The sequence below is a fragment of the Apilactobacillus micheneri genome, from assembly GCF_002993975.1.
GTDB lineage: Bacteria > Bacillota > Bacilli > Lactobacillales > Lactobacillaceae > Apilactobacillus > Apilactobacillus micheneri.
In genome coordinates this window covers 136,078-161,470 of sequence record NZ_POSO01000004.1, presented here as the reverse complement: position 1 = coordinate 161,470, position 25,393 = coordinate 136,078, and the positions used below count along the sequence as shown (strand labels likewise).

General features: G+C 32.2%; 22 protein-coding genes and 1 tRNA gene. 21 read left to right on the top strand and 2 right to left on the bottom strand.

Features of this window, described 5'->3' with window-relative positions:
- The first annotated feature begins 13 nt into the window (after positions 1-13).
- From C7N41_RS06795 to whiA, 12 genes are all read left to right on the top strand, one after another.
- Positions 14-1,153 (top strand): PDZ domain-containing protein, encoded by a 1,140-nt coding sequence (locus C7N41_RS06795; protein ID WP_105964935.1) that lies wholly within the window; start codon positions 14-16, stop codon positions 1,151-1,153.
- 75 nt (positions 1,154-1,228) lie between these two features.
- Complete coding sequence (locus C7N41_RS06790) at positions 1,229-1,528, top strand: PspC domain-containing protein (protein ID WP_105964934.1); 300 nt, start codon at positions 1,229-1,231, stop codon at positions 1,526-1,528.
- A 12-nt stretch (positions 1,529-1,540) separates the two neighbouring features.
- Complete coding sequence (locus C7N41_RS06785; RefSeq protein WP_105964933.1) at positions 1,541-1,888, top strand: phage holin family protein; 348 nt, start codon at positions 1,541-1,543, stop codon at positions 1,886-1,888.
- Between the two features lie 116 nt (positions 1,889-2,004).
- Entirely contained in the window at positions 2,005-2,943 is a 939-nt protein-coding gene (hprK, locus tag C7N41_RS06780) for an HPr(Ser) kinase/phosphatase (RefSeq protein ID WP_105964932.1), read from the top strand.
- Positions 2,944-2,950: 7 nt separating this feature from the next.
- On the top strand, positions 2,951-3,796 hold the full coding sequence (gene lgt / locus C7N41_RS06775; protein WP_105964931.1) for a prolipoprotein diacylglyceryl transferase: 846 nt from the start codon (positions 2,951-2,953) through the stop codon (positions 3,794-3,796).
- Positions 3,797-3,819: 23 nt separating this feature from the next.
- Entirely contained in the window at positions 3,820-4,836 is a 1,017-nt protein-coding gene (locus C7N41_RS06770) for an NAD(P)H-dependent glycerol-3-phosphate dehydrogenase (protein WP_105964930.1), read from the top strand.
- Positions 4,837-4,859: 23 nt separating this feature from the next.
- Positions 4,860-5,735, top strand: a complete 876-nt coding sequence (galU, locus tag C7N41_RS06765; protein WP_105964929.1) for a UTP--glucose-1-phosphate uridylyltransferase GalU — start codon at positions 4,860-4,862, stop codon at positions 5,733-5,735.
- Positions 5,736-5,815: 80 nt separating this feature from the next.
- Positions 5,816-6,742 carry a thioredoxin-disulfide reductase gene (trxB, locus tag C7N41_RS06760; RefSeq protein ID WP_167390238.1) on the top strand — a complete coding sequence of 309 codons (927 nt, stop codon included), beginning with the start codon at positions 5,816-5,818 and terminating at the stop codon, positions 6,740-6,742.
- A 169-nt stretch (positions 6,743-6,911) separates the two neighbouring features.
- The gene (uvrB, locus tag C7N41_RS06755) at positions 6,912-8,921 is read left to right on the top strand and encodes an excinuclease ABC subunit UvrB (protein WP_105964996.1); all 2,010 of its coding nucleotides are present in this window, start codon (positions 6,912-6,914) and stop codon (positions 8,919-8,921) included.
- A 15-nt stretch (positions 8,922-8,936) separates the two neighbouring features.
- The gene (gene uvrA, locus C7N41_RS06750; RefSeq protein WP_105964927.1) at positions 8,937-11,792 is read left to right on the top strand and encodes an excinuclease ABC subunit UvrA; all 2,856 of its coding nucleotides are present in this window, start codon (positions 8,937-8,939) and stop codon (positions 11,790-11,792) included.
- Positions 11,793-11,912: 120 nt separating this feature from the next.
- Positions 11,913-12,911 (top strand): gluconeogenesis factor YvcK family protein, encoded by a 999-nt coding sequence (locus C7N41_RS06745; protein ID WP_105964926.1) that lies wholly within the window; start codon positions 11,913-11,915, stop codon positions 12,909-12,911.
- 2 nt (positions 12,912-12,913) lie between these two features.
- A complete protein-coding gene (gene whiA, locus C7N41_RS06740) occupies positions 12,914-13,867 on the top strand; it encodes a DNA-binding protein WhiA (protein ID WP_105964925.1) in 954 nt (317 codons plus the stop codon).
- 53 nt (positions 13,868-13,920) lie between these two features.
- Here the strand turns inward: whiA and clpP are convergent, their stop codons facing one another.
- A complete protein-coding gene (gene clpP / locus C7N41_RS06735; RefSeq protein WP_105964924.1) occupies positions 13,921-14,514 on the bottom strand; it encodes an ATP-dependent Clp endopeptidase proteolytic subunit ClpP in 594 nt (197 codons plus the stop codon).
- 93 nt (positions 14,515-14,607) lie between these two features.
- Positions 14,608-14,679 (bottom strand) — tRNA-Arg (locus tag C7N41_RS06730).
- A gap of 254 nt (positions 14,680-14,933) precedes the next feature.
- On the opposite strand from C7N41_RS06730, the gene gap reads away from it, so the two are divergent.
- The 9 genes from gap (at position 14,934) to C7N41_RS06685 (ending at position 25,375) form a co-directional block, all read left to right on the top strand.
- Positions 14,934-15,944, top strand: a complete 1,011-nt coding sequence (gene gap / locus C7N41_RS06725; protein WP_105964923.1) for a type I glyceraldehyde-3-phosphate dehydrogenase — start codon at positions 14,934-14,936, stop codon at positions 15,942-15,944.
- A gap of 157 nt (positions 15,945-16,101) precedes the next feature.
- The gene (locus tag C7N41_RS06720; RefSeq protein WP_105964922.1) at positions 16,102-17,316 is read left to right on the top strand and encodes a phosphoglycerate kinase; all 1,215 of its coding nucleotides are present in this window, start codon (positions 16,102-16,104) and stop codon (positions 17,314-17,316) included.
- Between the two features lie 151 nt (positions 17,317-17,467).
- The gene (gene tpiA, locus C7N41_RS06715; RefSeq protein WP_105964921.1) at positions 17,468-18,223 is read left to right on the top strand and encodes a triose-phosphate isomerase; all 756 of its coding nucleotides are present in this window, start codon (positions 17,468-17,470) and stop codon (positions 18,221-18,223) included.
- A gap of 103 nt (positions 18,224-18,326) precedes the next feature.
- Positions 18,327-19,646: a phosphopyruvate hydratase gene (gene eno / locus C7N41_RS06710; protein WP_105964920.1), complete on the top strand. Its 1,320-nt coding sequence runs from the start codon at positions 18,327-18,329 to the stop codon at positions 19,644-19,646.
- A 106-nt stretch (positions 19,647-19,752) separates the two neighbouring features.
- Positions 19,753-21,279 (top strand): ClC family H(+)/Cl(-) exchange transporter, encoded by a 1,527-nt coding sequence (locus C7N41_RS06705; protein ID WP_225362885.1) that lies wholly within the window; start codon positions 19,753-19,755, stop codon positions 21,277-21,279.
- A gap of 102 nt (positions 21,280-21,381) precedes the next feature.
- Positions 21,382-21,621 (top strand): preprotein translocase subunit SecG, encoded by a 240-nt coding sequence (gene secG / locus C7N41_RS06700; RefSeq protein ID WP_105957082.1) that lies wholly within the window; start codon positions 21,382-21,384, stop codon positions 21,619-21,621.
- A gap of 141 nt (positions 21,622-21,762) precedes the next feature.
- A complete protein-coding gene (gene rnr, locus C7N41_RS06695) occupies positions 21,763-24,090 on the top strand; it encodes a ribonuclease R (protein ID WP_105964919.1) in 2,328 nt (775 codons plus the stop codon).
- A gap of 28 nt (positions 24,091-24,118) precedes the next feature.
- Entirely contained in the window at positions 24,119-24,592 is a 474-nt protein-coding gene (smpB, locus tag C7N41_RS06690) for an SsrA-binding protein SmpB (protein WP_105964918.1), read from the top strand.
- 93 nt (positions 24,593-24,685) lie between these two features.
- The gene (locus C7N41_RS06685) at positions 24,686-25,375 is read left to right on the top strand and encodes a uracil-DNA glycosylase (protein WP_105964917.1); all 690 of its coding nucleotides are present in this window, start codon (positions 24,686-24,688) and stop codon (positions 25,373-25,375) included.
- The last annotated feature ends 18 nt before the right edge of the window (positions 25,376-25,393 follow it).

The window sequence follows — 25,393 nt, the reverse complement described above, 5'->3', positions numbered from 1 at the left end:
AGGAGACAAGCAAATGGATTATTTATTAACATTATCTATAATTTTTATTCAACCAGTTCTTTGGCTGGGCATAATTAAAGTTCTTTTAAACAATAAAAAAAGACTTTCACGTGAAAGAAATTCTTTTAATACTGCTATTTATCAAAATAATTTTGAATTAAAACATTTTTTACTAGGATTTTTACTTTTCGGTATTTTTGGATCTATTTTATCAATTTTAGTTGGTACATTTATTTCTGTTCCATGGATTATTTTGTATGAAGTACTACTATTATTAAATATTGTGTTGATTCCTTATAGATTATTTCCGATTATAATAGCTGGAATAACAACTTTAATTACAATGATTCCTAGTATATTTGATTATATTAATGACAACTTTGATTCTTCAATTGATTTATCAATGACTGCCAATCAAAACATATTATTTCTAATTAGTTTAATCATTTTAATATCCGGTTTATTTTGGAGACACTTTGTTGGCCGTTATAATACCCCTGAAATATCGAAAAATAAACGTGGAAACCGTGTAGCTGGATATCTTTTAAATGAAATGACAGTTTTTCCATTACTCGTTTTAATTCCTGGTGACCAATTGCAAAAAGCAATTTCATTTTGGCCTACTTTCATGGTAGGACATCAATCGTTTAGTTTATTTTTATTACCAGTACTTTTAAGTGCAAAAATGAAAATATTCAAGAATGTTCCTTTAAAGATTACAAAAAAGATTGGTAATTCAATCATTAAATTAGGTATTTTTGGATTTATATTAACAATTGTCAGCTATTTCTTCCCAATTATTACTTTATGTTCAATCGGAATCCTTATTATTGTTTATTTGTTGATTTTAATTAGAATCAAATTACAAGACCTTAAATCCAAAAAATGGTTTTCTGATGCAGTTGAAGGCGTTAGTGTAATTGGTGTTAGGCCATCTACTCCAGCTGATAAAATGGGGGTTGAAATTGGGGATCGTATTGTTGAAGTTAATAACAAAACGGTTCATAATGAAAATGAATTTTATGAGGCAATTTTATCTTCACCTACATTTTGTCGATTAAAATTAATAAATAGAAATGACCGAATTAAAATTACTGAATCAGCTATTTATAACGATTCACCAAATGAATTAGGGGTTGTTTTGTTTAAATAAATTATTTTTATTAAAAGGATTGTATTTAAGCATAAAAAGTGTTTAAATGTTTAACTCAAAGGAGTTGTTAATAAAATGAAAAAATTAACTAGATCAAAAACAGACAGAATGCTAACTGGAGTTGCCGGTGGAGTTTCAGAATATCTAGGAATTGATTCTAGAATTATAAGAATAATTTTTATTATTCTTGCTTTCTTTCATGGCATTGGATTACTTGCATACTTGATTTTGCTTGTTTTAATGACCAATACTCAACAAACAACTGGTCCTTTTGATGGGATGTTTAATCAATACAAGTCTAAAGAACAATCAACGACTAAGAATAACGATAAAAGAAAAAATTTAAAAGATGTTCAAGAATTTGATCATAAATAAAGGAGACTTACAATGGGATTTTGGGGTCGTTTATTAGTTAATACCTTATTATTTATAGCTATTGCAGGTTTCTTTCAAGGAAGTTTTTATGTCGCTAGTTTAACAACGGCAATTATTGCTGCTTTTGTATTGGCGATTTTGAATACTTTGGTAAAACCGGTATTGTTTATTCTTTCATTACCAATTAATATTTTGACATTGGGATTGTTTAGTATTGTCTTAAATGCATTTATGTTAGAAGCAACCTCATATATTGTTGGCAGTGATTTCCAATTTACTTCTTTTGGGATGGCAATGCTAGTATCTATAATAATGTCAATTTGTAATGCGGTGTTATCTAATAATCAATCAACTGAATAATGTTAAAATAAGTAGGTATTTAATAATATCTACTTATTTTTTATTTTTAATGTGCTTTTAAGATTAAAAGATAATAATTAAAATGGTAAAATAATAATAACATAGGAGGTAAACGTATGACTTATAATGTTAGTGTTGCTGACTTAGTTGAAAACACACATCTAGATATTTTTTATGGTAAAGAGTATTTAGATAGACCTATTACTACTAGTGACATTTCAAGACCTGGTTTAGAGTTAACTGGATATTTTAATTATTATCCGGCTAAAAGAATTCAATTACTTGGAATTACTGAGACCTCATATGCAAAAGGCATGAATAGTGCTGATCTTTATGAAGTTATGAAAGAAATGTGTCACCCAGAAACCCCAGCTTTTGTGATCTCGACTCAATTAGATCCGCCAGATGAATTAATTAGAGCTGCTAAAAATAAACATATTCCTATTTTAGGATCAAAATTAACAACTTCTAGAGTTTTAAGTAATATGACTAATTATTTAGAAAGTAATTTAGCCGAAAGAAAATCTATGCATGGAGTTTTAGTTGATGTTTATGGATTAGGTGTTCTGATGACTGGTGATTCAGGAGTCGGTAAAAGTGAAACCGCTTTGGAATTAGTAAAACGTGGCCATCGATTAATAGCTGATGATCGAGTGGAAGTATACCAACAGGATGAACAAACATTAGTTGGACAAGCTCCACGTATTTTACGTCATTTATTGGAAATCCGTGGAATTGGGATTATTGACGTAATGAATTTATTTGGTGCAGGAGCTGTACGTTCAAAAACCAAAGTTGATTTAATTGTCCATTTAGAAAACTGGTCTGATAATAAAGATTATGATCGATTAGGGAATTCTAATGAAACTAGACGGATCTTTGATGTTGATGTTGAAAGAATTAACATTCCAGTTAAAACTGGACGTAATTTAGCAATTATTGTTGAAGCAGCTGCAATGAACTTTAGAGCTAGAACAATGGGATACGATGCAACTAAAGTATTCAATGATAATCTAAATAGCTTAATTAAAGAAAATTCAAAATCTAATGGTTAATTAAATATTGAATGGAGGAGATCTTATTTCGTTAGCTTTAAATCCGATTGCATTTAATTTGGGATCGATTCAAGTTCATTGGTATGGAATTTTTATTGCCAGTGCAGTGATGATTGCGGTTTATCTTTCTGTTAAAGAAGGTTCAAAACGTGGAATTATTGCAGATAATATTTATGACATGATTTTATGGGCATTGCCTGTTTCAATTATTTGCGCTCGTATCTATTATGTAGCATTTCAGTGGCCATACTACAGTCAACATCTAGATGAAATAATTAAAGTTTGGGATGGCGGAATTGCCATTTATGGAGCTTTAATTGGTGCTGGCTTAGTTGTATTTTATTATTGCCGTAGTAAATTTATACCGGTTTGGTTGATGCTAGATGTTATTGCTCCAACTGTAATAATGGGACAAGGAATTGGTAGATGGGGTAACTTTATGAACCAAGAAGCTTTTGGTAAAATTACAAGTTTATCTTTCTTACAACACTTACATTTACCATCATTTATAATTAATCAAATGTTTATTCAAGGTTCATATCGTCAACCAACTTTTTTGTATGAGTCTATTTGGGATATATTTGGTTTTATATTACTAATGAATTTAAGGCATATTAATAAATTCTTTAAACGTGGTGAAGTCTTTTTAGGTTATGTAATTTGGTATTCATTTGGAAGATTTTTTGTTGAGGGAATGCGTACTGATAGCTTAATGGCCTTTGGTGATATAAGAGTTTCACAATTATTATCAATTGTTTTATTTTTCGGTTCTATTGGTATTATTATTTATCGTAGAAAGAAAAATCCAGATTTACCATATTATCTTGATGGTAGGTCAATAATTAATAAGTAATATAATTACAAGGAGATTTTATAATGGTAGAAAAAGTAGCAGTTTTAGGTGCAGGATCATGGGGTAGCATGTTAGCCAATATCTTATCTGAAAATGGTAACGAAGTTCGCTTATGGTCTTACAAACCAGCTCAAGTTGAAGAATTAAATAACAAACACACTAATACTAAATACATTGAGAATTTTACATATTCTAAGGATTTGGTAGCTTATTCTGATATGAAGGAAGCTATTAATGGGGTTGACGACATCTTATTTGTGGTACCAGCTCAAGTTACTAGATCAATCGCTCAAAAAGTAAATAATATTTTGGCAGAATTGAATATGAAAGTAAATATTATTCATGGTAGTAAAGGAATTGAGCAAAAGACCTACAAACGTATGTCTGAAGTCCTTGCTGAAGAAATTGATCCTAAATATCGTAAATCGATTGCTGTAATATCCGGTCCTAGTCAAGCTGAATCGGTAGCAAAACATGATATTACTTTGGTTACTACTGCTTCAGAAAACATTAAAGATGCTGAACATGTTCAGTCTTTGTTTATTAATGAATATTTTAGAGTTTATACTAATGATGATATTATAGGTGTTGAAATCGGTGCAGCTTTGAAAAATATTATTGCATTAGGAGCGGGAGCACTTTATAGTTTAGGATATGGTGATAATACTAAAGCAGCTTTAATGACTCGTGGCTTAGCAGAAATTTCTCGATTAGGAACTTCATTTGGTGCCAATCCATTAACATTTACTGGGTTGTCTGGGGTTGGTGATCTAATAGTTACAGCAACAAGTAGTGATTCTAGAAACTGGCGTGCTGGATATCAATTAGGACAAGGTAAATCATTAGACGAAGTTATTGAACATATGGGAATGGTAATTGAAGGAATTGCTACCACTAAAGCTGCCTATGAATTAGCAAAACAACGTGGTATTGATATGCCAATTACATCAGCTATTTATCATGTAATAAACGATGAATTAACTGTTAAAGATGCAATTAATAATCTAATGCATCGTGAAGGTCGAGCAGAATTGGACTAAATATGGTTTAAGGAGAATTTTTTATGAAAAAAATTAGAAAAGCAATCATCCCAGCTGCAGGTTTGGGAACAAGATTCTTACCAGAGACTAAAGCAATGCCTAAGGAAATGCTTCCAGTAGTTGATAAACCTGCCATTCAATTAATTGTTGAAGAAGCAGTTGCTTCTGGAATTACTGATATTTTAATTATTATTGGAAAAGGTAAACGTGCAATTGAAGACCATTTTGATTCTAATACTGAATTAGAATTAAATCTTGAAAAGAAAAATAAGATGAAAATGTTGGAAGCTGTTAAGAAAACTAATGGTTTAAACATCTATTTTAAACGTCAAGAACACCCTAATGGTTTAGGGGATGCGGTTCATACTGCCAAGAGTTTTGTTGGGGATGATCCATTCGTTATTATGCTAGGTGACGATTTGATGCAAGACAAGACCCCATTAACTAAGCAATTAATTGATAGTTATGAAAAAACTAATTCTTCCACCTTAGCTGTTATGAAGGTTCCACATGAAGATACTTCTAAATATGGGGTTATTAATCCCGCTAAGGAAGTACAAGATGGATTATATGATGTTACTAGCTTCGTTGAAAAACCTAATCCAGAAGATGCTCCTAGTGATTTAGCAATCATCGGTCGTTATTTATTAACTCCAGAAATATTTGAAATATTGGAAAATACTAAACCAGGTAAGGGTAATGAAATTCAATTAACTGATGCTATTGATACTTTGAACAAAAATGGTAAAGTCTATGCTCATGAATTTAAAGGTTCTCGTTATGATACCGGGAATAAATTCGGCTGGTTAGAAACTAATATTGAATTTGGTTTGCAACATCCAGAAGTATCAGATCAATTGAAACAATATATTAAGGATTTAGCTAAGAAATTAGACTAATATTACTTTGTGTGCAAAATAATAGACAAATTTTTCTTTTGCTAGTAAAGTAGTGCTTATTGAAAAAGAGAGGAGCTGAAATTATGGAAAAATATGATGTAATCGTAATTGGTGCAGGTCCTGGTGGAATGACTGCAGCATTATATGCTTCTCGTGCAAATTTATCTGTTTTGATGATTGATCGAGGCATTTACGGTGGCCAAATGAATAATACTGCTGAAATTGAGAATTATCCTGGCTTTAAATCAATTTTAGGTCCAGATTTAGCTAAAAAAATGTATGAAGGTTCAATTAACTTTGGTGCAAAATATGCATATGGGACTGTTGAATCAATTGAACAATCGGGTAAAAATAAGATTGTTAAAACCGATCAAGATAGTTATGAAACAGGCTCTGTTATCATTGGAACTGGTTCTCAATACCGTAAATTAGGCGTTGAAGGTGAAGATGAATACGGTGGCAAAGGTGTTTCTTACTGTGCTGTATGTGATGGAGCTTTCTTTAAAAACAGAGAAGTTGTCGTAATTGGTGGTGGTGATTCAGCAATTTCTGAAGCTTTATACCTTGCTGGTATAACTTCAAAAGTTACTGTTATCCATCGTCGTGATCAATTAAGAGCACAAAAGGTACTTCAAGATCGTGCATTTGCAAACGACAAAATTAATTTTATTTGGAATACTAATGTAACTGAAATTATTGGTGATAATATGAAGGTTACAGGGGTTAAAACATTGAACAATCAGACCAATGAAACTGATGTTGTTGATACTAATGGAGTATTTATTTATGTTGGAAATAATCCAATGACCGAACCATTCAATAATTTAAATATTACTGATGATAAAGGTTGGATTAAGACCAATGAACGTATGGAAACTTCAGTACCTGGAGTTTTTGCAATTGGAGATGTTCGTTCAAAAGAATTAAGACAAGTTGCAACTGCCGTGGGTGACGGTGGAATTGCTGGTCAAAATGCTTTTGAATATGTATCATCATTAGAAAAATAATTAATAAAAAGGAATGCTTAAATAGCATTCCTTTTTATTATCTTGGCGGATACGTATTAATTTTAGAATGTATGTTCGTGTGTTAAAATATATACAAAATTATAGGGATGTTTAAGGGCTTATAATTTAAGCTCTTATTTTAATGAGAAAGTGAGGGCTTTTATTGCAAATTAAACGAGAAAAAAATAACCATTTTGATTTAGTTTCTAAATATAAGCCAACTGGAGATCAACCAGAGGCAATTAAAAAATTAACCGATGGTATTGAAAATGGCCAAAAATCGCAAATATTATTGGGTGCTACTGGTACTGGTAAGACATTTACGATTTCAAATGTTATCAAAAATGTAAATAAACCTACATTAATTTTATCTCATAATAAAACTTTAGCTGGCCAATTATACGGTGAATTCAAAGAATTTTTCCCTAATAATGCAGTTGAATATTTTGTTAGTTATTATGATTATTATCAGCCGGAAGCTTATGTACCTTCAAGTGACACTTATATTGAAAAAGACTCTTCTGTAAATGACGAAATTGATAAGTTACGGCATGCTGCTACTAATGCACTCTTAACTAGAAATGATGTTATTATTGTGGCTTCAGTATCATCTATTTTTGGTTTAGGGAGTCCAGAAGAATACTATAAACATACGGTATCTTTACATGTAGGGCAACAAATAGAACGTGATGATGTTTTACGTCAGCTTGTAGATATTCAATTTGATCGGAATGATATTGATTTTCAACGTGGTCGCTTTAGAGTTCATGGTGATGTGGTAGATATTTTTCCAGCTTCAGGTGATAAACATGCACTTAGAGTTGAATTTTTTGGTGATGAAATTGATTCCATTAGGGAAATTGATACATTAACAGGTGAATTTTTAGGGAAAAAGAATAACGTTATTATTTTCCCTGCGACTCACTTTTTAACCGATGATCAAAATTTGGATCGTGCTTTAGCCAATATTAGAAAAGAAATGGATGAACAAGTTGCTAAATTCAAAAGTGAAGGTAAACTTGTTGAAGCCCAACGCCTAAAACAACGAACTACTTATGATGTTGAAATGATGGCAGAAATGGGATATACCAATGGGATTGAAAATTATTCTAGGCATATGGATCATCGTAAACCAGGTGAACCACCATATACATTACTTGATTTCTTTCCAGATGATTATTTATTAGTTGTTGATGAATCTCATCAAACTTTGCCTCAAATTGGTGGTATGTATAAGGGTGATAAAGCTAGAAAAGAACAACTTATTAAGTATGGATTTAGATTACCTAGTGCTTTAGATAATCGTCCTTTGAAGATGCCTGAGTTTAAGAAACATATTAATCAAGCTGTTTACATGTCAGCTACGCCTGGTCCTCGTGAACTAGAAATGACTGATGAAAAGAATATTGTGCAACAAATTATTCGTCCAACTGGTCTTTTAGATCCTACAGTTGAAGTTCGTCCAATCATGGGACAAATGGATAACTTAGTTGGTGAAATTAATAAAAGAATTGATCGAGACGAAAGAACATTTGTTACTACCTTAACTAAAAAAATGGCTGAAGATTTAACAGATTATTTAAAAGATTTAGGAATCAAAGTAGCATATTTGCACTCAGATGTTAAAACTCTGGAACGGACTAAAATTATACGTGACTTAAGATTAGGTAAATATGATGTTTTAGTGGGAATTAATCTTTTAAGAGAAGGTATTGATGTTCCGGAAGTTTCTTTAGTTGCAATTTTGGATGCTGACAAAGAAGGTTTTCTAAGAAATGAACGTTCATTAATTCAAACGATTGGTCGTGCAGCCAGGAACGAAAATGGGGCTGTTATTATGTATGCCGATACAGTAACTGATTCAATGCAAAAAGCAATGGATGAGACTGCTAGAAGAAGAAAAATTCAAAAAGCATATAATAAAGAACATGGGATTACCCCACATACTATTAAGAAACCAGTTCGTGATCTTATTAAATATGATAATAACGATGATGATGAACCAAAAGAAAGTCATTCATTTGTTGAATCTGATTTCCAAAAGATGACTAAAAAAGAACAACAATCAATGCTTGAAACTCTAAATAAAGAAATGCGACATGCTGCAACGAAATTAGATTTTGAACAAGCTGCTTCTATTCGTGATACAGTTATGGAACTTAAGAGTCAAATGAAATAAGTAAGGAGTGATTTCTTGCCAAACGATAAAATTATTATTAAGGGTGCTCGTGCCCATAATTTAAAAAATATTAATGTTTCAATTCCTAAAAATAAATTAACGGTAATGACAGGACTATCTGGATCTGGTAAAAGTTCTTTAGCTTTTGATACTTTGTATGCTGAAGGACAACGTCGTTACGTTGAAAGTTTATCATCGTATGCTAGACAATTTTTAGGCCAAATGGATAAGCCAGATGTGGATTCTATTGAGGGATTAAGTCCAGCAATTGCGATTGATCAAAAAACAACTTCTCATAATCCTCGTTCTACGGTAGGAACCGTTACTGAAATTAATGATTATTTTAGACTTCTATGGGCTCGTGTTGGAACCCCTATTTGTCCTAACGACGGAACTAAGATTACTCGTCAATCCATTGATCAAATGATCGATGAAATTATGGCATTACCAGAACGTACTAAATTACAAATTCTTTCACCAGTCGTGCGTGAAGAACGTGGTCAACACAAAAAGACTTTTGAAAAGATTCAAAGAGAAGGCTTTGTTCGTTATCGTGTTGACGGTGAAGTCCATGAGTTAGGCGATGGAGTAGAGTTAGAGAAAAATAAGCGTCATAATATTGATATTGTTATTGATCGAATTATTGTAAAAGATGGCATTAAGTCAAGACTATCTGATTCTCTAGAAACTGCGCTAAGATTAAGTGGTGGGTATGCAGTCGCTGATTTAATGGGACATGGAGATAATCTTATTTTTTCAGAACATTATGCATGTCCTTTATGCGGTTTTACCATTAGCGAATTAGAACCCCGTTTATTTTCATTTAATTCTCCAATTGGTGCCTGTCCTGATTGTGATGGATTAGGAATGAAATTAGAAGTAGACGAAAGTCTAGTTATTCCTGATCAGAATAAAACTCTAAATGAAGGCGCAATTGAACCATGGAACCCAATTAGTTCTAAGTTTTATCCAAGCTTGTTGGATCAAGCTTGCCATGCTTTTAAAATTGATATGGATACGCCTTTCAAAAAATTACCTAAGAAGCAACGTGATATTATTTTAAATGGCTCTAAAGGAAAAGAATTTCATTTTCACTTTGATAGTAATTTCGGTGGTGTACGTGATACTGATGCACAATTTGAGGGGGTCTTAAATAATATCGATCGTCGCTATCATAGTACTAATAGTGATTTCACCCGTGAACAAATGCGTAAATATATGACAGAATTAACATGTCAAACTTGTCATGGCCTACGTTTAAATCGTGAAGCTTTAAGCGTTAAAATTAATGGCAAAAATATTAGTGAAGTTACTAATCTAGACATCAATAAAGAATTAGAATTCTTTAAATCTTTGACATTTGGCGAAAAAGATACCGTAATTGCAAAACCAATTTTAAAAGAAATTATTGATCGTTTGTCTTTCTTAAAAAATGTTGGTTTAGATTATCTAACATTGTCTAGAAATGCAGGAACTTTGTCTGGTGGTGAATCACAAAGAATTCGCTTAGCTACTCAGATTGGTTCTAACTTATCGGGTGTTTTATATGTATTAGATGAACCATCCATTGGATTGCATCAACGTGACAATGATCGTTTAATTAGTTCATTGAAATCAATGCGTGATTTAGGTAATACTTTAGTGGTAGTTGAACATGGTGAAGACACGATGGAAGCTGCTGATTATATTGTAGATATTGGGCCAGGTGCTGGTGCTAATGGTGGTAAAGTAATGGCTGTTGGAACCCCAAAAGGAATTGCCAACAATGATAATTCTTTGACTGGTCAATATTTATCTGGAAAGAAATTTATTCCAGTACCATTGAAACGTAGAAAAGGGAATAAAAAGCACATTAAAGTAAAGGGTGCTGCAGAGAATAATTTAAAGAATGTTGATGTTGATATTCCATTAGGTGAGTTTAATGTTGTTACTGGAGTTTCTGGTTCTGGTAAATCAACTTTAATTAATCGTGTTTTGAAACGAGCCTTAGCGCAAAAACTAAACAATAATTCAGAAAAACCTGGTAAATATAAATCTATTTCAGGTTATAAGAATATTGATAAGTTAATTAACATTGATCAAAGCCCAATTGGTAGAACACCACGTAGTAATCCTGCTACTTATACGGGTGTTTTTGATGATATCCGTGAATTATTTGCGGAAACTAACGAAGCTAAATTAAGGGGATATCAAAAGGGCCGTTTTAGTTTTAATGTTAAAGGTGGTCGTTGTGAAACTTGTCATGGTGATGGAATTTTAAAAATTGAAATGAATTTCTTACCTGACGTTTATGTACCTTGTGAAGTTTGTCATGGTAAACGTTATAATAATGAAACGCTTGAAGTGGAATATAAAGGTAAAAATATTGCTGATGTTTTGGATATGACAGTTAAAGAAGCTTTATCATTCTTTGAAGCAATGCCTAAAATTACAAGAAAACTTAAAACCATTGATGAAGTTGGTTTAGGTTATGTTAAATTAGGTCAATCAGCCACAACTTTATCTGGTGGTGAGGCACAACGAATGAAATTAGCTGCTGAATTATACAAAAAATCAGCTGGTAATAACTTATATATTTTAGATGAACCAACTATTGGATTACACACCGATGATATTAAGCGTTTATTAGTGGTTCTACATGAATTAGTCGATCAAGGTAATACAGTTTTAATTATTGAACATAATTTGGATGTTATTAAGACTGCTGATAATATAATTGATTTAGGACCAGAAGGTGGTGAAGGTGGCGGTAATATTATTGCTACTGGAACTCCTGAAGAAATTATTAAACAAAAGGATAGTTATACTGGACAATATTTAGCTCCTGTTTTAAAACGTGATACCAAAAGAACTAAAATGAATAAAAAATAAAAAGGAGTCTCGGACTCTTTTTTATTTTATTTATAAATGACACACCCGGGTATGTGTGTTAAAATATCATGAGTTATTATATTGAACGAATAAATTATTAAAGAAAGGCGGGAATATTTAATGAGTAATGATTTAAATAACCGTCCTAAAATTGTAGTTATCGGTGGTGGAACCGGACTACCAGTTATACTAAAAAGTTTAAAAGAAAAAAATGTTGATATTACAGCTATTGTGACAGTTGCCGATGATGGAGGTTCTTCTGGTAAAATTCGCAATTATATGGATGTGGTACCTCCAGGTGATATTCGTAATGTATTAGTTTCTTTGTCAGACTTACCTAAGTTAGACTTAGATTTATTTCAATACCGTTTTAATAACGGTGATGAATTTTTATCCGGCCATTCAATTGGTAATTTAATTATTGCAGCTCTAACAGAAATGAAAAATGGAGTTGATAATGCAGTTGAAATTATTAGTAAGATGATGAAAGTTAATGGACATGTTTATCCGGCCTCTAGTCAAGATTTACAATTATGTGCTGAGTTTGATGATGGTACTAAAATGGCTGGTGAATATGAGATTACTTATGCTGATAAAAATATTAAACATGTGTGGGTAGAAAATATTAGTAGTGATGAGCAGCCTAAAACTAATCAAAAAGTAATTGATGCGATTATGAATGCTGATCAAATTGTGTTAGGACCTGGCAGTTTATTTACTAGTATTTTACCGAATTTAATGATTGAAAATTTGGGACATGCAGTTATTAATTCACCATCTAAGGTAGTTTATATATGTAATATCATGACACAAAAGGGTGAAACTGATCACTTTACCGATGCTGATCATGTAAAAGTTTTAAATCGTCATTTGGGATGTAATTTTATTGATGTTGTTTTAGTAAACAATGCATCAATTCCTAATAACTATATTGATAAAATAAAATGGAATGAAATATCTAAACAAGTTACCCACGATAAAGTTGGCCTTGAAAAACAGCATTGCAAAGTCATTCAAGATAACTTTTTAAAGTTATCTGATGATTGTGCTTTTCATAATGGCAAATTAGTATCTGATACGTTAATTAAACTAATAAACAATAAAGATTGGAGTGATTAATAATGTCATATGCAAGTGAAGTAAAAAAAGAGCTAACCACTTTAGAAGTTCATAAGAAAAATGCTAAGGCCGAATTAATGGCCTTAATTCGAATGAATGGTTCAATTTCTCTATCTTCAAATAGAGTGTTATTAAATATTCAAACTGAAAATCCTGCAATTGCGCGTAGAATTTATAGTTTGATTTTGAAATTCTACGATGTGGAAAGTAAACTAGTTGTTCGTAAGAAGATGAAGTTAAATAAAAATAACATTTATATAGTAAGAATTATGTATCAAGTTAAGGAGATTCTTGATGATTTAAAAATATTCGATAATTATCAAATTGTTGAAACAGTTCCAACTGAACTTTTAAAAAGTGATTCTCAAGTAAGATCATATTTAAGAGGAGCTTTTTTAGCTAGTGGATCTGTTAACAATCCTGAAACTTCTCGTTACCATTTAGAAATATATTCATTATATGAAGAACACAATGATATGATTTCTGAAATGATGAATAATTATGGTCTTAATTCTAGAACTACTGAACGTAGAAGTGGCTATATAACTTATTTAAAGGAAGCCGAAAAAATTGCTAATTTCTTACAATTAATTGGTGCCACTAACGCAATGTTAAAATTTGAAGATGTAAGAATTATGCGTGATATGCGTAATTCGGTTAATCGTTTAGTTAATTGTGAAAATGCTAATATGAATAAGGTTGCCAATGCATCCACAAGACAATTAACAAGCATTCAATATATAGCTAATACAGTTGGTTTGAAACAATTACCCAAAAAACTTTATGATGTGGCAGTTACTAGGATTCAAAAACCAGAAGTTAGTTTAAAAGAATTAAGTGATTCTTTACCTGATGGCAGTATTTCTAAATCAGGGATTAATCATCGTTTAAGAAAAATAAATGAGTTCGCTGATAGAATTAAGAAAGAGGCTGAAGAGGAAGCAGCTGAAACATAAAAAAGCATCTGGAATAATTCCAGATGCTTTTTTATTAACAATAATTATATTATTTATTTCTTTTCTGAACTATTTTTCATAATTGCATCAATTAAACCATAATCAACTGATTCTTGAGCACTTAAGTAATGATCACGTTCAGTGTCATGATTAATTTTTTCAATTGATTGACCAGAATTTTCAGCCAAAATTTCATTAATCATATGACGAGTCTTTAGAATTGATTCAGCAGCAATTTCAATTTCGGTTTGTTGACCTTGAGCACCACCAGATGGTTGGTGAATTAATACTTCTGAATGTGGTAAAGCAAAACGTTTACCCTTAGTACCAGAAGAAGCTAAAACACTGGCCATTGATGCAGCCATACCCATTACAATGGTTTGAACATCTGCTTTAATAAATTTCATAGTATCATAAATTGCCATTCCGGCAGTTACAACACCACCAGGAGAATTTATATATAAGTAGATATCTTTATCAGAGTCTTGGGCATCAAGGAATAATAATTGGGCAATTACTGTATTTGCCATATTATCTTCGATAGGACCTGATAACATAATAATACGATCTTTTAATAATCTTGAGTAAATGTCATATGCACGTTCACCATTAGATGATTGTTCAATGACTGTTGGGACTAAATTCATATTGTTTCCTCCCCATAATTAATTTCATTTTAAAAAGCTGTAACCAATTTTATATTATTGGTCAATCAAGGTCAAACGATTTGTTTAATATAATGCACTTGAAGGGAATCGAACCCTTAACTTAAGAACCGGAATCTTACGTGCTATCCATTACACTACAAGTGCATAAAATTACTATAAATGAATAAGCTATAAAATTCAAGATAACTATTTTAACTATTGATTTGCAAAGTAAAAACACGATTGATATACTGAATTTGTAGAGATTAATGCTATTTTATTTACAAATAATTATTATAAATTAATAATGAAAATTATTTTAAATTAGTTAGCCGGTTTTATAGACTATCACTTGAAAAAGTAGTAACATTAGCTCTGTACGTAGTACTTAAATTTATTTCTCTAGGAGGAAAACAGTTATGACTGTAAAAATTGGTATTAACGGTTTTGGTCGTATTGGTCGTTTGGCTTTCAAACGTATCAACGAACTAAACTCAGATGAAATTGAAGTTGCTGCTATCAATGATTTAACAACTCCTTCAATGTTAGCTTACTTATTAAAATATGATTCAACACATGGTAAATTCCCTGGTGAAGTTTCATCAACTGATAAAGGAATTGTTGTTGACGGTAAGGAAATTCCAGTTTACGCTGAAAAGAATGCCGCTGACCTTCCATGGGTTAAAAATGATGGTGTTGACTTTGTACTAGAATGTACAGGTTTCTACACTTCAGAAGAAAAATCACAAGCTCACTTAGACGCTGGTGCAAAACGTGTCTTGATTTCAGCTCCTGCTGGTCAAATTAAGACTGTTGTTCCTGGTGTTAACTTAGATACATTGAACTCAGATGACAAGATTGTTTCAGCTGGTTCATGTACTACAAGTTGTTTAGCACCTATGGCTTACTTCTTAAACAAAGACTTTGGTCTTAAAGCCGGTACTATGACAACTATTCATGCCTTTACTTCTACTCAAGCTATCCTAGATGGCCCTCGTGGTAAGAAGTTCAGAAACAACCGTACTGCTTCAGTAAACACTATTCCTCATTCAAGTGGTGCTGCTAAAGCTATTGGTTTAGTAATTCCTGAATTAAATGGTCATTTACAAGGTCACGCACAACGTGTTGGTGTTGTTGATGGTTCATTAACAGAATTAGTTTCTGTATTAGACAAGAATGTTACTGCTGATGAAATCAATGAATCAATGAAGAAATATGCTAAAGACAATGATGCCTTCGGTTACACTGAAGACCCAATTGTTTCAACTGATATTATTGATGATTCACATGGTTCAGTATTTGATCCAGGTCAAACTGAAATCACAGCAAATGGTGACACTCAATTAGTTAAGACTGTTGCTTGGTACGATAACGAATGGGGCTTTACTTGCAACATGGTTCGTACTTTACTACACTTTGCTGAACTTTAATATTAAATTAATGCTTTTATAGCAAAAAAGGTGGAGGAGGCATTTGCCTCCTCCATTTTTTATAAAATATTTTTCATTATTCTTTAAAAAAGAAGCTAAATGAATTATATTTAATATGTGATTTATAATAACAATTTTTTTGAGGGGGTAGTCTAAATTGGCTAAGACAGTTGTTTCTGATTTAGATTTAAATGGCAAAAAAGTTTTAATGCGTGTCGACTTCAACGTTCCTGTTAAAGATGGCGTTGTTGGTGATACTAGTCGTATTGTTGGTGCTATTCCAACAATCAAATATGTAATTGAACATGGTGGTAAAGCTGTGTTATTTTCTCACTTAGGTCGTATTAAGAGTGAAGATGACAAAGAAGCATTATCATTACGTCCAGTTGCTGAAAAGTTATCTGAATTAATTAATAAACCTGTAACTTTTGTTCCTGAAACAGAAGGTAAAAAGTTAGAAGATACTGTTAACAACATGAATGATGGCGATATTGTTTTAGTTCAAAACACTCGTTATGAAGATGTTGTTGATGGTGAAAACGTAAAACGTGAATCCAAAAATGATCCTAAGCTAGGCCAATACTGGGCTTCATTAGGTGATTGCTTCGTAAATGATGCATTTGGTACTGCTCATCGTGAACATGCTTCAAATGTTGGTATTGCACGTGCAATGGAAGCTAATAATAAACCAGTAGCTGCTGGATTCTTAATTGAAAAAGAAATTAAGTTTATTGGTGGTGCTGTTAACGATCCTAAACGTCCATTTGTTGCTATTCTTGGTGGTGCAAAGGTTTCTGATAAGATCGGTGTTATTGATAACTTACTAGGTAAAGCTGATAAGATTATTATCGGTGGTGGAATGACTTATACATTCTATGCTGCCAAAGGTTACTCAATTGGTAACTCACTTGTTGAAAAAGACAAGATTGATACTGCTAAAGAAATCTTACAAAAGGGTGGTGACAAAATTGTCCTACCTATCGATTCAGTAGTTGCTCCTGAATTCAAGAATGATGCACCTACTGAAGTTGTTACTGATAATATTCCTGATGGCCAAATGGCTTTAGATATTGGTCCTAAGAGTATCAAACTATTCGAAGATGTATTAAGAGATGCTAAAACAGTAGTTTGGAATGGACCTATGGGTGTATTTGAAATGAGTAACTTTGCTAAAGGTACTCTAGCTGTTGGTAAATTCTTAGGTGAATTAAAAGATGCTACTACTGTTGTTGGTGGTGGTGATTCAACTGCTGCTGTTAACCAATTAGGCGTTGCTGATAAATTATCACACGTTTCAACTGGTGGTGGAGCTTCACTAGAATACATGGAAGGTAAAACTTTACCAGGTATTGCTGCAATTACTGATAAATAAAGAATTTTTTCTAAAAGAGCTCGATATTTTATATCGAACTCTTTTTTTTATTTATGATAAAATTGAATTACTTAATTTATTTTACCTGAGTGGTATTATTGATTATAAAGATTAATATTTAATTTTATTAAATATTGAGGGGGAAATAATAATGAGGACTCCTTTCATAGTGGGTAATTGGAAAATGAATTTAACTCTTGAAGAAGTTGATAGCTTTTTAGATCAAATTACTAACAAATTACCTGATAGTAACCAAGTTGAGTGTGCAATTGCAGCATCACCAATATTTTTAGAGACTTTAACTAAATATTGTAAAAATAGTCCTTTAAAATCATCTGCTGAAAATTGTTTCTATAAAGATAAAGGAGCTTATACTGGTGAAGTTAGTCCTTATGCTTTATCTGAGATGGGGGTTAATTATGTTATGCTTGGCCACTCAGAAAGGCGTAAATATTTTAATGAGACCAATAAAACCGTAAATAAAAAATTAAAAGCTGTACTACAAAACCATATGATTCCAATTATTTGTTGTGATGAAACAATGACCAAACAAAAAACTGATGATCATATGGACTGGGTAGTTAATCCGGTTGCAGAATCATTGAATGGGGTTTCATCTAAGGATGCACAAAATGTAGTAATTGGATATGAACCTAGCTGGGCAATTGGAACTGGTAAATCTGCTAGTGTTTCAGAAACACAAGAAGCTTGTTGCTTAATTAGAAAAACGATTGCCGAACTGTATGACGAAAAAGTGGCTAGTAAAGTTAGAATATTGTATGGTGGTAGCGTTAATGACAAAAACGTACAAGAATTGATGCAACAAAAAGATGTTGATGGTGTTTTAGCAGGAACTGCTAGTTTAAAGCCAAAAGAATTTCTAAAAATTGTTAATTATTCAAAATAATTCGCTTTTTATAAGGAGTTTGTGTTGAAAGTTTGTCTTTAAAATAATAAAATGAAAGTAGCCTTGATTCTGAGGTAACAACTTTCATTAAGGAGAGAATAAAATGTCAATTATTTCAGATATTTATGCTCGAGAAGTATTAGATTCTCGTGGAAATCCTACAGTTGAAGTAGAACTATATACTGAAGCAGGTGCAATGGGTCGTGGAATCGTACCTTCAGGTGCATCTACTGGTGAACACGAAGCCGTTGAATTACGTGATGGTGATAAGAACCGTTACATGGGTAAGGGTGTTACTAAGGCTGTTAACAACGTTAATAACATTATTGCTAAAGAAATTGTTGGTTATGACGTAACTGATCAATTAGCTATTGACCAAGCTATGATCAAATTGGATGGTACACCTACTAAAGGTAAGTTAGGTGCTAACGCTATTTTAGGTGTTTCATTAGCTGCTGCACGTGCTGCTGCTGATGAATTAGGTGTTCCATTATATAACTATCTTGGTGGTTTTAATGCTCACGTATTACCTACTCCAATGATGAACGTTATCAATGGTGGTGAACATGCTAATAACAAGGTTGACTTCCAAGAATTTATGATTATGCCTGTTGGTGCTGAAACTGTTAAAGAAGCTATCCGTATGGGTTCTGAAACATTCCACAACTTAAAGGCTATCTTAAACGAAAAGGGTTACTCAACTGCTGTAGGTGACGAAGGTGGTTTTGCTCCTGATTTGAAGAACAATGAAGAACCATTTGAAATCTTAGTAGAAGCAATCCAACGTGCTGGTTACAAGCCAGGTAAAGATGTATCAATTGCATTTGACTGTGCTGCATCAGAATTTTATGATGCTGATACTAAGAAGTACAACTTAGTAGGTGATGGTAAATCATACTCTGCTGATGAATTTGTTACATTACTAGAACAATTAGTAGACAAATATCCAATTATTTCCATCGAAGATCCATTGGATGAAAACGAATGGGAAGATTGGCAAATGGCTACTAAGCGCTTAGGTAAGAAAGTTCAAATCGTTGGTGATGACTTATTCGTAACTAACACTAACTACTTACGTAAGGGTATTAAGATGGGCGTTTCAAACTCAATCTTAATTAAACTTAACCAAATCGGTACCTTAACTGAAACTGTTAATGCTGTACAAATGGCTAAGGAAGCTGGATACACAGCTATCATTTCACACCGTTCTGGTGAAACTGAAGATACTACAATTTCTGACTTAGTTGTTGCTATGAATGCTGGTCAAATTAAGACTGGTTCAATGAGTCGTGGCGAACGTATCGCTAAGTACAACCAATTAATGAGAATTGAAGACCAATTAGGTTCAGTTGCTCAATACAAAGGTGTACACTCATTCTACAACCTAAGTGAAGAAGCACGTAACAATATTATTAACAAATAATTTTGTTATTCATAATAATAAAAAGCATTAGGCATGTTTATGTTTAATGCTTTTTTTATTTTAATTATGGTATGATTAAATTATTATACTTTAAGGGGTAATTGACTTGAAAAATGATAATATTAAACGCTTCAAATCAGTTTTATACGGAGCTTTAATTGGAACTTTAGTAGGATTCTTTATTAGCATTTTTAGAATATTAATTGAATCCTTATCTGGAATATTATTAAAAATAGCTATGTATGCTAATCATAATTTTTTATCTTTAATATTATTAATAGCTATTAATTTACTGTTTGCAATTATTACTTATCAACTAATATTATCTAATTCTGACATTAAAGGATCAGGGATTCCACAAGTCGAGGGTCAACTCGCCGGAGAAATTGATTATAAATGGCTACCTGTATTTATAAAAAAATTTATTGGTGGTGTTTTATCTATTTCCAGTGGTTTATTTCTTGGAAGGGAAGGGCCATCAATTCAGTTAGGTGCTACCTTAGCTCAAGGAATAGCTAAAATCACTCACAAAATTGGTGTTGATAGAAAGATAATGATTTCTGGTGGTGCAGCAGCTGGATTATCTGCAGCGTTTAATGCACCTATTGCTAGTACTTTATTTGTTTTAGAAGAAATTTATCATAATTTTTCTACTTTAGTTTGGACTGTTGCATTGTCAGCAGCAGTTGCATCTAATTTTGTTTCAACAGCTATTTTTGGAAAAACACCGGTTTTACATATGCAATATTTTCATGTTATTCCATTACACATATATCCTTATTTGATTGGTTTAGGAATATTTTTAGGCCTTTTTGGTAAAATGTATGAATTTTTTACTATTAACATTAGTAAATGGTATGCTAAAATTAAATTTCTGCCACAATGGATCTTTTCGATAATTCCTTTCCTATTAGTAATACCAATTGAAATGTTTGTTCCTAAAGTTTCTGGTGGTGGAAGTACATTAGTTTTAATGATTGCTAAGCAATCACCATTAATATCAATTTTGCTATTTTATTTTGTATTACGCTTTATTTTTTCAACCATTTCGTATGGTACTGGCACCCCTGGGGGGATATTTTTACCAATGCTTTCTTTAGGTGCTATTTTAGGTGCTTTATATGCAAAAGCATTAATTAATTTTAATTTAATGCCATCATATTTATTTGTTAATTTTATTATTGTTTCAATGAGTGCTTATTTTGCTTGTATTAGTAAATCACCTTTTACTGCCATATTATTGATTACTGAAATGGTTGGTTCTTTGCAGAACTTAATGGCTTTATCGTTTGTTACATTAGTTGCATACGTGGTTTCTGATTTAATGAATAGCAAGCCAATTTATGATGAGATGCTAAATAATTTATTAAGTCCACAAAAGCAAAGTAATCTTGGTGGATTATTTACAATTAATTATTCGGTATTTGTAGGATGTAAAATTGATGGTAAAATGGTTAAAGAAATTACTTGGCCTAAAGACACGATTTTAAGTTCAATTGGTCGTAATGATGAAAAAATTATTCCTAATGGATCTACAGTCATTAAAGCAGGGGATAATTTGAAAATATCGACCAATTATAATAATCGCGGTTACGTACATTATTTTATGGATAAACTGGTAACTAATAGTTAACAAAATTTATTACTAATTGGAAAGATTTGTTTTATATGATAAACTAAAATATAAAGCTATCAATTATTGATTTAAAACCTATTTTAGGTAGGAGGCAACGAATTGTATAATTTATTAATGGATATAATTTGGATTGACAGTGTTTTAATAATCATTGCCGTATTAATGCAACCAGCTAAAACCAATAATGATGCAATGTCATCATTGAGTGGTGGAGCTGATGACTTATTTGCTGGCTCAAAGCCTCGTGGATTTGAAGCCTTTATGCAAAAGGTTACTGTTGTTTTATTAATTATCTTTTTTGCGTCTGCATTAGCCTTAGTATGGCTATCATCGCATTAAAAAGAATGACTCCTGTAAAATTTACAGGGTCTTTTTTTATATTTATTTAATAAAAGATAGTATAAAAATGTTAAAATGACTTATAGAAGTATGACGGAATTTGATTAAGTTCAAAAATAATAAATTAATGAGGAATCGATATTGGAAGATAATAATTTAAAAAATGAAGTCCAAGCGGTTTTAAACAAGTTTCCTAGTCAAACATTTGCGGTTGAAGAAATTGCTGATGAACTAGGCTATCACGGTGCTAATGCATTTACTCTCATCGTGCAAACACTTGCTGTCTTGGAAAGAGAAAAAACTGTAATTGTTACCGAAGAAGGTAACTTCAAATTTAATGAAGAAAATGAAAAATTAGAAGGTATTTTTCATTCAAACCCCAAAGGTTTTGGTTTTGTTAATTATGATGATGATTTAGACGACGCCTTTATTGCTCCTGGAAATACTATGAATGCAATGAATGGTGATACTGTTGAAATCAAAATTGTAAGAAAAGGTGACCAAAATTCAGGTAAGGGTCCTGAAGGTAAAATTGTAGACATTATTGAAAGAAATTATGAACAAGTAGTTGGTGAATTTACTCGTACTGATGATGATCAAGGATATATTGGTCAAGTTAAGTTAAAAGAAAAGAAATTAATTAACTATAAATTCTATGTTGTTGGTGTAGGTTTGAAACCAACACCAGGAGAAGTTGTTACCGCTGAAATCACTGAATACCCAAATGAAGATCATCCTGATTACATGGTAGGAATTGCAAAAGAAGTAATCGGAAGTGTTGATGATCCAGGTATTGATATTTTACAAATTGTGTATGCTCATAATATTCCATCACAATTTCCAGAAGATGTTTTACAAGAAGCGGATGCGATTCCAGAGGAAATTAGTGAAGAAGAAATGAAGGGTCGCGAAGATATCACTGATCAAGATTTAGTTACTATTGATGGTGAATCTTCTAAAGACTTGGATGATGCTGTTACTGCATGGAAATTACCAAATGGTAACTATCATTTAGGTGTTCACATTGCCGATGTATCACACTATGTTAAACCAGGTAGTTTATTAGATGAAGAAGCATATAAACGTGGAACTTCAGTTTATTTAACTGACCGAGTTATCCCAATGTTACCTCGTCGCTTATCTAATGGTATTTGTTCATTGAATGAAGGACAATTAAGACTATGTATGAGTTGTGACATGGAAATTAATCCTGAAGGACATGTTGTTAAACATCGCATTCATCCTAGTGTTATGAAATCAACTGCTAGAATGACATATAAAGCTGTTAATGACATTTTGGAATCAGACGACGAAAAAACTAAAGAAAAGTACTCCCGTTTAGTTCCGATGTTTAAAACTATGGGTGAACTACACAAAATATTATATAAACAACGTCGCCGTCGTGGTGCTATTGATTTTGATGACAATGAAGCAGAAATTATCGTTGATGATAATGGACACCCAATTGATATTCAAGTTCGTGTCCGTGGTTTAGCAGAAAAAATGATTGAATCATTTATGTTAGCTGCCAATGAAACTGTTGCAAAAAACTATTGTCAAAAGCATGTACCATTTATCTATCGTGTCCACGAAACTCCTGATGGTGAAAGAGTTAAAAACTTCTTTGAATTCTTGAGTGCATTTGGTATTGATATTAAGGGTGATCCAGATCACTTAAAACCTAAGATGTTACAAAATGTTCTAAAGAAAGTTGCTGGTAAGCCTGAAGAAGCTGCAGTATCAGTTATGATGTTGCGTAGTTTAAAACAGGCTAGATATACTGACCAACCATTAGGTCATTTTGGATTAGGTGCTGAATACTATACTCACTTTACATCACCAATTAGAAGATATCCTGATACTATGGTTCACCGTTTGATTCATCATTATGAAGATAATGGAATGGGTAAGGCAGCTAAAGAAAAATATGGTAACTTACTAGAAGAAATTTCAGTACATTCATCTAAATGTGAACGTCGTGAAGTAGATGCTGAACGTGATACTGATGCAATGAAGAAAGCTGAATACATGGCTGATCATGTTGGTGAAGAATTTGATGCAACGGTTAGTTCAGTCTTGAAATTTGGAATGTTTATTGAATTGCCAAATACGGTAGAAGGATTAGTTCATATTAGTCGTATGAAAGATGATTACTATGAATATATTGAAAAATTCTTAGCGTTAGTTGGACGTAATACACATCGTACTTACCGTATTGGACAACCAGTTCGTGTTAAAGTTGTTAATGTTGATGTCGACCAAAGTGCAGTAGATTTTGATATTGTAAATCCACAGGATACACCAATGTCTAAATTAAGACCTGAACATAAGAATAATGGTTCTCGCGGTGGCAATAGACGTAATCGTCGTAACGGCGATAAAAAGGGTCACGGCAAATTCAACGGTAAACGTTCTAACAGAAACGATAATCATAAAAACAATCATAGAAGATCTAACCATAAACGTTAATTATCCTAGATCTTAGAGGTGATTTTAAATGGCTAAGAAGAAACAAAATGCAAAAAATGCTAATCTAATGGCTCAAAATAGAAAGGCCAGACATGATTACCGTGTTTTGCAAACTTACGAAGCAGGAATTGCTTTAACAGGAACTGAAATTAAGTCAGTTAGAGCACATCGAGTAAATTTAAAAGATGGGTTTGCTCAAATTCGTAATGGACAAGCTACTTTGATGAATGTTCACATTAGTGAATATACACAAGGTAATCAATTTAATCATGATCCATTACGTAATCGTAAGCTACTTTTGCATAAACAAGAAATTAAACGATTAGCACGTGAAACTGATAAAAAAGGAATCACTCTAATTCCTCTAAAAATGTATATTAAGCGTGGCTTTGCTAAAGTTTTAATTGGTGTTGCTGAAGGAAAACATGAGTATGATAAGCGAAATACAATTAAAAAACGTGATCAACAACGTGAAATTTCTCGTGTAATGAAACATTATTAACTATAAATAAAAGCACTTCCTATTTTGGAAGTGCTTTTTTGTAAATGTAATTTGGATATTAATTGTGATAAAATTAATGCGAGGTGTTTAGACATGAAACCTTTTATTCATAATGATTGGTGGGAAGTTTTACAACCAGAATTTGAAAAAAGTTATTACCAAGATTTAAGAAAATTTTTAGTTAATGAATACAATCACTATGATATTCATCCAGCAGCTGGTAAAATTTATGAAGCTTTTGAATGGACACCATTTAGTAAAGTGAAAGTGGTTATTTTAGGTCAAGATCCTTATCACGAACCTAATCAAGCTCATGGATTAAGCTTTTCAGTTATGCCAGGTGTTAAGTTACCGCCATCATTACGTAATATTTATAAAGAATTACAAGATGACTTAGGAATCAAGCCAGTTAATCATGGCTATTTAGAAAAATGGGCTAAACAAGGAGTTTTGTTATTAAACTCTGTTTTGACAGTTAGAAATGGCCAAGCTTTTTCCCATAAAGGTAAAGGCTGGGAACAGTTGACAGATGCTGCAATTAAAAAGTTATCAGCACGTCCAGAACCCGTCATCTTTATATTGTGGGGTGGAGCAGCTCGTTCTAAAATTAAACTAATTAATACTGATACTAATATTGTCATTCAATCTGCTCATCCTAGTCCATTGTCTGCATATCGTGGATTTTTTGGATCTAAGCCGTTTTCTAAGACTAATGATGCTTTAAAAGCATTGGGAGAACAGCCAATTGATTGGCAATTACCAGAACATGTATCAATGAAATAATTTATTAGGAGGCTTTTA

Excerpts from the sequence above, each read along its gene's own strand:
- C7N41_RS06770 (WP_105964930.1), top strand. The coding sequence starts at position 3,820 with ATGGTAGAAAAAGTAGCAGTTTTAGGTGCAGGATCATGGGGTAGCATG.
- whiA (WP_105964925.1), top strand. The coding sequence starts at position 12,914 with ATGTCATATGCAAGTGAAGTAAAAAAAGAGCTAACCACTTTAGAAGTT.
- smpB (WP_105964918.1), top strand. The coding sequence starts at position 24,119 with ATGGCTAAGAAGAAACAAAATGCAAAAAATGCTAATCTAATGGCTCAA.
- hprK (WP_105964932.1), top strand. The coding sequence starts at position 2,005 with ATGACTTATAATGTTAGTGTTGCTGACTTAGTTGAAAACACACATCTA.
- C7N41_RS06685 (WP_105964917.1), top strand. The coding sequence starts at position 24,686 with ATGAAACCTTTTATTCATAATGATTGGTGGGAAGTTTTACAACCAGAA.
- C7N41_RS06795 (WP_105964935.1), top strand. The coding sequence starts at position 14 with ATGGATTATTTATTAACATTATCTATAATTTTTATTCAACCAGTTCTT.
- C7N41_RS06785 (WP_105964933.1), top strand. The coding sequence starts at position 1,541 with ATGGGATTTTGGGGTCGTTTATTAGTTAATACCTTATTATTTATAGCT.
- C7N41_RS06745 (WP_105964926.1), top strand. The coding sequence starts at position 11,913 with ATGAGTAATGATTTAAATAACCGTCCTAAAATTGTAGTTATCGGTGGT.
- gap (WP_105964923.1), top strand. The coding sequence starts at position 14,934 with ATGACTGTAAAAATTGGTATTAACGGTTTTGGTCGTATTGGTCGTTTG.
- clpP (WP_105964924.1), bottom strand. The coding sequence starts at position 14,514 with ATGAATTTAGTCCCAACAGTCATTGAACAATCATCTAATGGTGAACGT.
- C7N41_RS06790 (WP_105964934.1), top strand. The coding sequence starts at position 1,229 with ATGAAAAAATTAACTAGATCAAAAACAGACAGAATGCTAACTGGAGTT.
- eno (WP_105964920.1), top strand. The coding sequence starts at position 18,327 with ATGTCAATTATTTCAGATATTTATGCTCGAGAAGTATTAGATTCTCGT.
- galU (WP_105964929.1), top strand. The coding sequence starts at position 4,860 with ATGAAAAAAATTAGAAAAGCAATCATCCCAGCTGCAGGTTTGGGAACA.
- tpiA (WP_105964921.1), top strand. The coding sequence starts at position 17,468 with ATGAGGACTCCTTTCATAGTGGGTAATTGGAAAATGAATTTAACTCTT.